The following is a 410-nucleotide window of genomic DNA, read 5'->3' as shown; positions in this document are numbered from 1 at the left end:
CCCAGAACCCCAGCACCTGCAGGTCGGCCTCGTGCAGCGATCCGGTGTGCCGGTCGACCACCTCGGCGATCTCGGCCCGCTCGGCCTCGTCGGTGAGCCGCAGGCCCGCGCGCAGGCACTGCTCGACCGCGCCGTCGCACCCCTTGCGGCTGAACACGAACGTGATCGCCGGCAGCAGACCGGCGGCGTCGAGGCGGGTGAGCACCTCGGCGCGGCCGGGTGGGGTGTAGCGGGGGCGGTGCTCGTAGCGTTCGCGGGTGCGCCGGGTGGCGCCGCCGTGCCAGGAGTCGAGCCGGCGCTCCTGCTCCTTGACGTACCGCACGAGCTCGGGGTCGACGACGGCCGCGCCGCGCTGGCGGGACGAGACCTGCACGTCGCCGGCGAGGTGGGCGCCGGGGCGCAGCGCGAAG

1 pseudogene is annotated in these 410 nt (G+C 76.1%); it reads right to left on the bottom strand.

Going from position 1 to position 410, the window contains the following annotated elements:
* Positions 1 to 410, bottom strand: a pseudogene (locus M3677_RS17600) (hypothetical protein); the annotation flags it as partial.

The sequence above is a fragment of the Curtobacterium sp. P97 genome, assembly GCF_023712445.1.
Lineage (GTDB): Bacteria > Actinomycetota > Actinomycetes > Actinomycetales > Microbacteriaceae > Curtobacterium.
This window is presented reverse-complemented; position numbering and strand designations above follow the sequence as displayed.